Annotated in this window: 9 protein-coding genes; 2 read left to right on the top strand and 7 right to left on the bottom strand. The window is 47.3% G+C overall.

Annotation, left to right across the window (positions count from 1 at the left end; all coding sequences use genetic code 11):
• Positions 1–127: 127 nt before the first annotated feature.
• Positions 128–1,177 (top strand): helix-turn-helix transcriptional regulator, encoded by a 1,050-nt coding sequence (locus L4D79_RS09405; protein WP_428650425.1) that lies wholly within the window; start codon positions 128–130, stop codon positions 1,175–1,177.
• Positions 1,178–1,234: 57 nt separating this feature from the next.
• Here the strand turns inward: L4D79_RS09405 and L4D79_RS09400 are convergent, their stop codons facing one another.
• From L4D79_RS09400 to L4D79_RS09370, 7 genes are all read right to left on the bottom strand, one after another.
• Positions 1,235–3,049 (bottom strand): CocE/NonD family hydrolase, encoded by a 1,815-nt coding sequence (locus L4D79_RS09400; protein ID WP_428650422.1) that lies wholly within the window; start codon positions 3,047–3,049, stop codon positions 1,235–1,237.
• A gap of 83 nt (positions 3,050–3,132) precedes the next feature.
• Positions 3,133–4,338 (bottom strand): serine hydrolase domain-containing protein, encoded by a 1,206-nt coding sequence (locus L4D79_RS09395; RefSeq protein WP_428650419.1) that lies wholly within the window; start codon positions 4,336–4,338, stop codon positions 3,133–3,135.
• A 38-nt stretch (positions 4,339–4,376) separates the two neighbouring features.
• Positions 4,377–4,577 (bottom strand): hypothetical protein, encoded by a 201-nt coding sequence (locus L4D79_RS09390; protein WP_428650416.1) that lies wholly within the window; start codon positions 4,575–4,577, stop codon positions 4,377–4,379.
• Positions 4,578–4,687: 110 nt separating this feature from the next.
• Entirely contained in the window at positions 4,688–5,458 is a 771-nt protein-coding gene (locus tag L4D79_RS09385) for a hypothetical protein (RefSeq protein WP_428650413.1), read from the bottom strand.
• Between the two features lie 310 nt (positions 5,459–5,768).
• Positions 5,769–6,932: an acetyl-CoA C-acyltransferase FadA gene (fadA, locus tag L4D79_RS09380; RefSeq protein WP_428650410.1), complete on the bottom strand. Its 1,164-nt coding sequence runs from the start codon at positions 6,930–6,932 to the stop codon at positions 5,769–5,771.
• Positions 6,933–6,944: 12 nt separating this feature from the next.
• The gene (gene fadB / locus L4D79_RS09375) at positions 6,945–9,086 is read right to left on the bottom strand and encodes a fatty acid oxidation complex subunit alpha FadB (protein WP_428650407.1); all 2,142 of its coding nucleotides are present in this window, start codon (positions 9,084–9,086) and stop codon (positions 6,945–6,947) included.
• 12 nt (positions 9,087–9,098) lie between these two features.
• Positions 9,099–10,460, bottom strand: a complete 1,362-nt coding sequence (locus tag L4D79_RS09370; protein ID WP_428650404.1) for an acetyl-CoA hydrolase/transferase family protein — start codon at positions 10,458–10,460, stop codon at positions 9,099–9,101.
• Between the two features lie 525 nt (positions 10,461–10,985).
• On the opposite strand from L4D79_RS09370, the gene L4D79_RS09365 reads away from it, so the two are divergent.
• The gene (locus L4D79_RS09365; RefSeq protein WP_428650401.1) at positions 10,986–12,005 is read left to right on the top strand and encodes a helix-turn-helix domain-containing protein; all 1,020 of its coding nucleotides are present in this window, start codon (positions 10,986–10,988) and stop codon (positions 12,003–12,005) included.
• Positions 12,006–12,062 lie beyond the last annotated feature (57 nt).

The raw sequence follows: 12,062 nt of genomic DNA, 5'->3' as shown, positions 1-12,062 counted from the left end.
AATTGCCATTTTCAGACAACCTATTCTCACTTTTCGCCAACTCATGATAAGTATGAGTCCCATCACGTAATCTGATGGGTGAAGCACGTAAAATGTTTCAACAAATTAAATACTTATAACGAAAAGCATGATTCAACAAGCGTTAATCAATACCCATTGGCTACATATGCTTAGACGCTATTGCGAAGCCCACCAAATGGATTGGGAGGGCTTTTGCCTGTCTGCAGATATCGATTTGGGCAAGCCCGGTAACTTTACTTTGGTTAATATTCATCACTACAACCAGCTACTTAACGCTATCAATGATTCATGCCGAGACGATAACCTGATTTTGAATTTGCCACTGTATAACCCCATCAAGGCATTCCGCTCTTTGATGCTTGCTGTGGCCAGTGCACCTAATTTTTCAGCCTCGCTAGATATACTGACCCGTTACCAGGCCGTGCTGGCAACCTGCTTTCACTTCCGGCGAGAAAACACGTCAAACAATGAGGTGATCCTCCACTTGGATATCGTTGCTTCGGATGATCAGGAAAGCTGTATGGATCTGCTGTACATGCTCATTCTTCGCTGCGCTTTCGGGGTGATCCGCTGGGCAAGCGATGGCGAATTTGCCTTGAAAGATCAGGCTGTCCTTCCGCGTGAAATCTGTCTTTCCGCCAAGGCCTCTGCCGCCAGCCTGCCGCATCTCAGCGGGATACCGATTAGCTACAGCGCAGGAAAAAATGCCTTGGTTTTTCAGGCCGATACTCTTGAGCGCAATATGGGGCTATCCGATGAATCCATGCACCAAAGCTTTGTGAAGTTACTCAATGAAGAAATGGCCGAGCTGAGCCAGAAAGATATTACTTTACAGTTGGTTAATGAGTTACACCAATATCCTGACAATGCACTGCCGACCATGGAACAGCTATCCGACAAACTCAATATCAGCGCAAGAACATTGCAACGCAACCTCGATAGCCATGGCTACCGCTTCAGCGAACTCAAAGATCAAGTCCGTAGGCAACGCGCCATGCTGAGCGTCGAGAAAACCCAGCACCCCATCAAGCAAATTGCCCATTCGCAGGGCTACCGCAGCACTTCGGCGTTTAACCGGGCTTTTCTCCGCTGGACGGGCATGTCACCTTGCCAGTATCGCAACCAAAAAAGCCCCATCATTAAAATTAAGCATTAAAAACACGGCCTTCATAAGAAGGCCATCAGTTTATTCACGGATTCGCTCTCGGTCCCATCACCCTTGAATGGGCAATGTAATGGACGAGGAGTGCACCTTACCCAGTTTAAAGGTATAGGTCGGTGTGTCCTTGGCTGGCGTACGGACAAAGTTATCTTTGTCGGCACCTGCAAATGCGACCCGCAATTTGTCACCTTTCTTCACCAATACTGAAGTTTGGCCAAGCGTGAATTCCAGTTTGAACTCTTCCCCTGGCTGGACAAAACGTTCATCGGCGCGAACAAATGATGGATGAGGTGCGTCGTTGTGACCATACGGATTAGCGGCAAGTTTGCGTTTTGAAATTTGCAGACCACCTTCCGTAACGTAGCGACTTGTCCCATCAGGCGCAACACTCTCAAGATAAGCAATCACAAGGCCGTCTTCAGTGGTCGACGACAGTTCCAGTGATACCGAAACCTGCCCGGTGATCTGCGTGTCTTTCTCCATTGGCTGCGAAGTGAAAGTCAGCATGCGGCTATCCATTTCACTGCGGTCATGCAAACCAAGGATGGGGAAGCCTCCGAACTGGGTCATCCAGCGGCTGTGATAACCCGTCGTTGTATCAAAATCGACTTTATAATCCAACTGCTTGCCTTTCTCTGACGGCTTGTCCTGGCTCAGCATCTTATTGGCATGCATATAAAACGTCTGGTTTTCAACACCGGCTGGCGGCCATTGTTCTGTGGTGCGGAACTTACCTTCACCAAAGTTCCAATAGGTAATTGGCGCCCACTTATCGACACCGTTTTGCTCTTCTTTCAGGTAGTAGTCAAAGAACTCAGTCGCTTTGGCCCATTGATCCAGTGCCGAAGGCGAAGACGGTGATTTATCATCGGTCATGGTAAAAGGGTCGGCCTGGAATCGGCCACCATGGTTTACCGGCATGATGTACAGAGTCTGTGATTGATCAAAGGTATTGAACTGCGCCAAGCTGGCATCACTGGTGATAGCATCCAACCAGCCTGTCATCTTAAATAGTGGTACACCGGCTTTTTCAATCTCTTTCTGGAACTTAATCGTATTCAGATCAGCAAAGCTGTAGCCGTTGGCCATTTCATCATCGACAAAGAGTGCATTTGATACCGAGCGGCCAACGTCTGGGTTGTCACTATGTTCAGCAACCGCCTGTTCCAAGGTGCTGCCGTCCACGTCGGACTCAACAGGCCTAACGGATGCTTGCAACACCTTGTGGTTGTTGCTATCGAGGTTAGCGACACGCTTACCCCAACTATCAGAGCCAATTTGCGCCGCTACACCATACGGGCGCACATAGTAACGATAGTGATCAAGGTAACCGGCCCCCCAAGGTGCCGCAGCTTTCAATGCAGGGTGACCCACCATAGACAGCATCTCGCTGGTTGCCGCCTTGTAAGAAATCCCGTATGCACCTACATTGCCATTCGACCAGCCTTGGGCAATGATCCAGTCCAGTACTTTCGCCCCGTCAAAACCTTCCTGCGGCGCATATTCAATTTCATGCTTGCCCGTAGAAGCCCCTGTGCCGCGAACATCAACCTTGACCACAGCATAGCCATTATCGATAAACTGCTCTTCGAAATCGGTAAGAAGCGGAGCATCTTTCCAGTGCTCAGGGTTGTTCACATCAGGGCTGTCCACCAGGGGAAGACGTTTGGATCGCCAGTAGCGGGTTTGGTTGATGAGAGTCGGGATTTTTGTTTCCAAAGAATCACGCTCAGGTAGGTGCACATCGGCGGCAATCTTCACCCCGTCTGGCATCGTAACGTATACCGTAAAATCTTCTCGTGGCTCCATAGCATAACTATACTGGGAAAAAAGCGCGGTTACCAAAGCTATCTTGGACAGTTTCATTATGTTTTTCATTGTCTTATTCTCGTCAAAAAAGCAAACAGGCCAGATGGAAGTGTGAGTGGTTTTTCGACAGTCAGATTAGCCTAAGATACTTTCATTACATGATCGGTAATGGCATCAAAAAGCGGGATATTGATGTGATCTTCCAAATAGCTTGGCGACAACTTGGTCGAGCCAAACTTGGCAATAACCAGTTCTTTGGCAGGATCAATATACAAGAACTGGCCATGCGCACCACGAGCAATAACCTGGTTGCCGGATGTCGTATGACGGATCCACCACAGCCCGTTATAGGACCACCCTTTCATCGCTTTCAGACCGGCTTTAGCGAAAGCCTGACGATCACCGCCTTTTGCTAAACGGTGAATATAGTCAGGTCTTATCTGCTGATTGTTTCCGCCAGTACGAACAAATTCACCTAATCGAACAAAATCTCTTAGGGTACAGTTAGGCGTAGTACAGAACCCGGTTCTGTCGAGCATATAATACGCATCCTGCTCGGCTCCGATATGCTGCCACACCAAGGTTGAAAACAGCTCGGCGATATCCGTATTGGTCACCCGCTGTAAAAGCCAGGTTATCGCATTGATATTTGGCTCCCGGTAGGCGAAAACGTCACCATGGCGCCCTTCTTTGCCCACAGTAACCAAATATTCCGTCAGCGATTTCGGGCCGTTGTCATCGGGAGAAACCGGGATCATCCCTGCCGCGCGGATATAGCGCCAGACATCAGAGTCTTTATCTAAGTAGTCTTCCTCGTATTTCATGCCAATCAACATATCCAGTGTTTGCCGTAGGGTCGCATCTCCCCAAGCGGTATTCTTCAGCTCAGGCACATACTGGGACATTAAGGCCGTCTCATCCAGATCACCGCGGGCAATCAATATCTCTGCCAGAATGCCAGCAAAAGACTTACCGCATGACATGACTGTATGCTGGCTGTGAGGCTTGCAAGCCCCATAATAGCTCTCATGCACTAGCTTTCCTTTGTGCATGACAGCAAGGCCGTCAGTCATGGTTCGCTCTAGCGCCTGCTGCCAAGATAGCTTCTCTCCGCTGTCTGCGGTAATTTCCAGCTGCTCTATAGGGTGAGCCTCAACAGGCATATCCGAGGCAGCCAAAAGCCCCCGCCACACGGTCTTCGTCGGCACTAGCTGCTGAATATTAGAAAATGTCCATCTCAATTGCGGCCACTTATAAAATGAGCCGTCTTCAAACTGTATTACCTTATCGCTTGGTGGTGGAAAACCTTGCATCCAACCATGAGTATTTGGGTCACTCTGGCTCATATCTACCTACCTTGTATAAAATTGTTTTGATGCGTCAGTTATGGCCCGACCCAAGGGAAGTAGCCATTAAAATCATTATCGGCCGCTTTACTTGTAGTCTTTTCGGGTTCTTCTGCAGATGCTTCTGGGACATAACTTAAACTGGTACAAGCGACCCCTAATAGCCCCAGCGACTTGATAAACTTTCGTCTAGGCATTGGGTTTTCATCTTTGTTATTGCATTCACCTTTTTCTTTCATGATCTACCCTTACATAAATAAACAAGCCAGTCTCATAGACTGGCTTTATATCTAGCGAAATATTTATATTACTATTAAATTAACGCGGTAATATAAATGCCAGTGATTTATTAGAAGAAGAAACGACGGATCTTAAAGTTAACAATATCGTCTTTAACAACACCTGGGCCGACACCATCAAAACTGGTGTCGTTCTCTTTATGCATGTACTCAATAATGTACCACCATTTTTTATTATTGGTAATCGGTGAGCCCCAAGCCAGATTAATGTTTTTCTGTTCATATTCAACGCCGTCGCCAGAAACTTTGAAATACTCAGGGTAGAGCATAAAGTAAGAACCATCCGTTCCAACATGTTTTGACATATAAGCAACAGCCATTACACCATCGGCCTTTCGGCTTTGCTCTGCACCAGGAAACTTAGTGTCAAACGTTGACTGTAAGTAAGTGAGCTGTGGGAACAAATTGATTCGCCACTCTTTGCTGATCGGTACCATTGAGATAGAGCCCAGTGCGTGCATCTGTACGTCTAACTCGTCTGAGTCTTCGGCCATACGAAAGTAGTCATATGAAATAGCCGTTTTCGGCACAGCGGCAAAGCCTGTGTTGGCGACATTATAAAATTGAAATCGCGCATCAGAATACTCTTGGTCGTCATTCCAACCCGCTTCGCCTTTAACCATATAAGAATATTTAGCATTGTACTTACCAGAAAGGTCAACACTGAATTTACCACTGGTGTCGTCATTCACCGCTAAGGTAACGGCAGTACGCACTTTCGTAACATCCGCGGGATCAGGTTGTTTTGTATCATCTGCATTGGCACAAAGAGGAAGAGAGAGTATTAATCCCACAATGATTTTTTTATTAAAGTTATTCACGATAGACCTTCATTAAAAATACATTAAATTTAATTCGACGCCATATTAAACATATAGACAATAAGAATTTAGATAAGTATCTAATTTACTTGATGGGTACATAATACTTGTTCATCTTGAGTAAATATAACTGATAAATCACACTCTATAAGAATGGCAACAAATGCCAAGCGATTGTCAAATCAAGCAAAATTAAACCACTACTATTTATATGTTTTCATTCTTAACATGAAATCCACTAAAATAAAAAAGGCTCTGTTTTTCACAGAGCCTTTATATTTACGATATGTTTTTTATTTATTGAAAGTAATTACAACTTTTCAATAACCGTCGCGATACCCTGGCCCATACCAATACACATGGTTGCCAGACCGTACCGGCCACCACGCTGCTCCATGACATTGATCAGCGAACCAACAATACGTGCGCCAGAACAACCTAGCGGATGACCCAATGAAATTGCCCCACCATGCAAGTTCACCTTACTGTCGCGATCTTCCCACAAACCCAGGTCACGTAGACATGGAATTGCCTGTGCTGCAAAAGCTTCATTCACTTCGGCAAAGTCGATATCTTTCGTCGTCAGGTTGGCTTTTTCCAGTGCTTTACGAGAAGCTGGAACCGGGCCGTAACCCATAATCGCAGCTGGAACGCCGGCAGTGGCCATTGAAAGTACACGTGCGCGTGGCTTTAAGCCCAGCTCTTCTGCTTTTTCGCGGCTCATCACCAGCAGACAAGAAGCACCGTCAGACAGCGCAGATGACGTACCCGCTGTTACCGTACCGCTTTTCGGATCAAAGACGGGCTTCAGCTTTGACAGGCTCTCTGGTGTAGTTTCCGGACGAATCACTTCATCATACTTCACCAATACCGGCATACCGTCGGCATCGTGGCCCATAGTTGGGATAATTTCGTTATCGAAACGCCCTTCAAGTGTTGCCTCGTGGGCAAGACGATGTGAACGTGCACCGAGTTCATCCTGCTCTTCGCGAGTCACCCCTTTCATTTTACCCAGCGCTTCTGCCGTTAGGCCCATCATCGCTGAAGCCTGTGCTGTTGTTTTTGACAAAGCAGGATTCAGGTTGATGCCTTTGGTCATTGGCACGTGACCCATGTGCTCAACACCACCAACAAGGAAGATATCACCATCATCGGCCTTAATAGCACGGGAGGCAACATGCAGTGCATCCATCGATGATCCACATAGGCGGTTAATGGTTGTACCCGGCATATCTACCGATAGGCCAGCAAGTAATGCAGAGTTACGAGCAATGTTTACACCCTGCTCCTCAGTTTGCTGAACACAACCCCAAATAACATCTTCTACCAATTCAGAGCGAACGGCTGGGTTACGCGCCAGTATTGATTTCATCAAGTGTGCCGATAGGTCATCAGCACGTGTATGGCGGAAGACACCATTTTTCGAACGACCCATCGGGGTACGAATAGCATCTACAATTACGACTTCTTTCATCATTTCCCCCAATTAACCGTAAAAAGTCTCGTTAGCTTTAGCACGACGTACCAACCCTTCAGGGATCTGATAAATCGGAGCGATATCAACATACTGTTCAGCAATGGCCAATAGGTTGGCCAACCCTAGTTTATCCATGTGGTAGAACAAACCACCACGGAATGGCGGGAAGCCTGTACCGTAAATCATTGCCAAGTCACCTTCTTGCGGGCTGGCAATAATGCCTTCATCAAGACAGCGAATCGCTTCGAACATCATCGGCAGCATACAGCGGTAAATAATTTCTTCACTGCTGAACGCTTTGCTATCACCACACAGCTCCTGCAGCATAGTCAGTGACTGCTCACACTCACTTTGCTTAGGGCGGCCCTTTCGGTCTGGTTCGTATGCGTAGAAGCCCGAGCCTGATTTCTGGCCAAGCATGCCGGCATTATAGAATGCTTCAACCACTGTCACTTCAGAGCGAGGCATGTGATCGAAGGCATTGCTCATCACTTCCATTACGTGTGCTGCGGTGTCCATGCCGACGACATCATGCAGCAGCGCTGGACCCATCGGCCAACCGAACTCTTTGGTCATGACCTTATCAACAACATTAATATCGCCACCATCAAGCAGCAACTTGTTGAAGCCAAACATATAGGGGGTCAGTACGCGGTTAACGTAGAAGCCGGCACAATCGTTGACCACAATCGGCGCTTTGCCTAGCTGGAGGCAGTACTTAACCGCTTTGGCAATGGTCTCGTCACTGGTCTTTTCACCCCGGATAACTTCGACGAGCGGCATTCGATGTACCGGATTGAAGAAGTGAATACCACAGAAGTTCTCTGGTTTTGCCACTGAGTTTGCAAGACCGGTAATTTCCAAGCTTGACGTATTAGACGCAATTACCGCGTCTGGTGCTGCCTTCTCGATTTGAGGCAATACCATCGCTTTAACTTTCGGGTTTTCGACAACGGCTTCGATAACCAAATCGTTGTTTTTCAAACTCTCGTCAAGCAGGGTCGGTGTGATTCGATTCAGCACATCACCCATTTCCAACGGTTCAATACGTTTGCGGGCAACTTGCTTGGCCAACAATTTGTTTGCCTCGCTCAAGCCTAGATCCAGACCGGCTTTGTTGATGTCTTTCATCACGACATCCATGCCTTTCTGAGCAGAAACATAGGCAATACCACCGCCCATGATACCGGCACCAATCACGCCCACTTCCTGGGTGTCAGCGCTTTTTTCTGTCAGGGATTTCGCTTTGGACTTCACCGCCATATCGCTGAGGAAGACGTTTACCAAGGCATCAGCCACACCGGTTTCTACACAGCGGATGATCCCCTTGCGCTCAACAGCCAATGCTATGTCACGACGGTCTTGAGCCGCTTTTTCAATGGTATCGAGCATGATTTTCGGTGCCGGGTAGTGCTTACCCGCCACTTTTGCCACCATGCCACGGGCAACGTTGATAGACATACCCAGCTCATACATACTCAGCTTCAGCGCACCCGTTTTTTCTTTGCGGCGAGCTTGCCAATCCAAGTCACCTTCAAGGCATGTCGCCAGCAGGGCTTCTGCTTTCTCGATAGGATCAACCGCTTCAGGGTCAATCACACCGTCGAGGAAACCCGCTTCAAGCGCTTTGTCGGCCCTGAAGTTTTTCCCTGTTGTCAGCCATTGTAGCGATGTATCCACGCCAATCACACGTGGCAGGCGGGTCATTCCGCCCCAACCCGGCATGATGCCAAGCTTTACTTCCGGCAAGCTGATTTTCGCGTCAGTCAGGCCCAGGCGGTATTCGGCAAGCAATGAAAGCTCGACACCGCCACCAGCAGCAGTACCGTTCATCACGGCCACTTTTGGCATATCAAGATCTTCTAGGCTGTTATATACACTGTGTACCCATTCGAGGTAGCTAGCGACCACTTCGCCGCCTTCGGCAAACATCGCACGAAACTCAGTCACATCAGCACCGGCGCTGAATAGCTTTTTGCCCGAACGGATAATCAAGCCTTTCACTGTACTGGCGGTAAGAATGGCAACGATTTGCTCAAGTTCTTTCAGTGTGGCCTGCGACAGGGTGTTAACGTTGTCAACTTGCGAATCGAAGACCAACTCTGCAAATTGATTTCGGGAATTTAATTGAAAATACTTTCCGCTAAACATCAGTTCCTCCACTTAGCGAATCAGGCCAGCTTGCTTGGCTTCTGCCAGCAATTGGTCTTGGAAATCAGGATGAGCAATCGCAATCAGGCGACGGGCACGCTCTTCAAAGCTCTGGTTACGCAGGTTGGCCAAGCCAAACTCTGTTGCGATGTATTGCACATCACTGCGTAGCGTCGTGATAGGCGTACCCTCAGGCAGCACTAAGCGAATCGTTGACTCAATACCTTCAGGGCCTTCGTATGTCGATGCCAGCGCGATGACCGATGTGGCATCTGCACGCATATTGACAGCACGCACAAAATCAACCTGACCACCGGTTCCTGAGATCTGGCGGTGACCCACACCTTCAGATGCCACCTGCCCTTTCAAATCCACCATCAGACAAGAGTTGATAGACATAAACTGGTTGTTCTTTGCCACTTCGTACGGGTTGTTCACCACCCCAAGGCTATCGATTTCGATATCAGGGTTGTTGTCGCAGAAGTCCAACAATTTCTGAGAGCCCATCGCGAAAGAACACACAATCTTGTTCGGTTTATAGGCTTTAGCGACGCCGTTGATCACATCTTGTTTGGCTAAATGCACCATCGAGTCAGTCAGCATTTCGGTATGAATGCCGAGGTTCTTCTTTTCAACCAAGCCATAGCCCAAGGCGTTTGAAATATTGCCCACGCCGATCTGCAGGGTCGAGCCATCTTCGACTAGCGGCAGTACATTGGCGGCGATTTGCTTTTCAATCTCACCCGGCTCGCTCGGCTCGAAGGCAGGAATGGGGTGGGTAAACTCAACCAGTTGATCAATCTCGCTAATGTGTAGACGGTTCGTTTTCCCGCCAACCGAAGGCTGAAGCTTGTTAACGATCACATTCACCTGTGAGACATGCTTCAACGCTTCTTTATTACCTAGACCACCACATGGACCCAACGAAAAATAACCGTTTTCATCTGGTTCACTGACCTCAATAACCATCTTATTCGGACAGAATTCATTGAGGATGCTTTCTTCATTAGAGAGGTGTACCGACGTCAAAGAGAGGTTTGCGTCTTTACCCAAACTTTTCTCAAACGGACCGAGAAACATTGAGTGGTAATTAACACGGCCACGGTATTCTGGGTTCCAGATTTTATATTTCGGGTTCATCAGGAAGCCACCGAACAAGGTGACATTGTGCAGGTGATGGCTAAACTGCTCGAGTCCCATAATAAATGGAATTGGCTGGCTTAGTGCCGCTGAGATCCAAATTCGGTCATTAGATTCAACACTCATTAATAGCTGAGGTAGAGAAGTTTTCTTTGCTTTATATTGCTCATACCAATTTGGCATTTTAGCCAAATTCATATCCGCAACAGCAGAGGTTTCACTTTTAGCAGTCATATCGCCCTCTGTCTCTATATATAATATATACAGGTTATTGGAATTGGCCTTATTGGCCGGACAAGCAAACTATAGAATTTAAGCGACGTGATAACTTTGCAAAAGTGGACAACTTCTTTTCTCATTTAGCCAGTAAGCAAAAGCATGCTCGCCTTCACAAAAAACAATAAAAACCATTGATAACAAGCAGATAAAACTCAACACACCGAACTATTAAGCTTTCATTCAGCAAGTGGTCCTTTTTTTCACTGCATTTCTAACCATTCATAAAATAAATCACCATTAATGACTTATTTATTAACTGTCTGTATGTTTGTTTTCTAGGTTATCCTTTTTGCATTTTTTGCCCTTATTTAAAGTAAGGGTATATTGAGTTCATCAAGTAAAAGAAATATGATGGCAAGAATTAACAAATTCGGATAAATGCATCCACTATTTCTGCCTACTTATTTTCCCGTATCCATTTGACCCTATCGTCTTTGCATCGCAGGAAAGAATAAGCAGGCCACGATAAGAATGTGCCTCATGAAAAAATCGCATGTCGAAGAATCCTCTTACGCTGTACACCGAAGTTGGTATGACTTGATCTTCCAGGTTGCTGATGAATATCAACTCGACACGAACCAAATAATTGGCATGGAGCCACAACAATTGGCCAAGCAGCAGCCAGATGTTCGCCAGTTGCGTAAAATTCTGCACCGCCTCGTCGAAGCGAGTGGCGATATCCTGCTACCGGCCAAGGCGGCCAAAAACCTACACGCACTGAGCTTTGGTGCTCTATCTCTGGTACTGTGGACCTCACCGAACTTATTTACCTTGATGAAAACCTGTGCTGAATACGGCATGTTCTTCGGTACACCAATTCGGATCATCTTCAAGGAAACCGCCAAGGGTGACGGGGAGTTTTGGCTCATTGACAGCGAGCCCTACAACCAGCAGGCGGTGATCACCCATGTCGGGCTGATCCTGATCATAGCAACCCTGGTGCGGATCATTCTCAAAACCACCACCGAGCCGGATATTGAGTTTGATATCTATCTTGCTCGGGAAGAAATCCCGGACAGTGCCCAACTGGCGATCAGCAAAACACTGAATTGCCAAATCCATTTCAATGCGCCAATCACCAAAATTGCCGTATCGCGTAAGTACCTGTTTTCACCTCTGCGCGATTCCAATCCGGAAATCAATAACCTCAATCAAAAGCTGTTGAGAAAAGAAGCCGCGACCCTTGCTTCCAGCAACATCGTAATACAGTCTTACAAGGTATTTGACGAGACGCCGAACTTGGCAGACATGTCGGGCGAGAAGCTAGCCAGCCAGCTCAATTTGAGTGTACGCACACTCAACCGGCGCCTAAGGGAAGCCGATATCAATTACCGAGGCTTAATTGATAAATACAAACTCGAAAAAGCCATGCACTTGCTGCATGACCCGGATATCAGCATGACTGAAATTTCCTACCAGTTGGGCTTTTCCGATCTCAGTACCTTTTCCCGTGCCTTCAAACGCTGGACAGGGACCAGTCCGTCACAAATCAAATTGTAGAAACAACAAAGCCGCTCCAAAGAAGGGCGGCCTTGTGATTTGTTTATCTGCCAGTCT

It is taken from the genome of Photobacterium satsumensis, assembly GCF_050336935.1.
Taxonomy (GTDB): Bacteria; Pseudomonadota; Gammaproteobacteria; order Enterobacterales; family Vibrionaceae; genus Photobacterium; species Photobacterium satsumensis.
The sequence above is the reverse complement of the archived record's forward strand: the minus strand, read 5'-3'. Positions and strand labels throughout refer to the sequence as shown.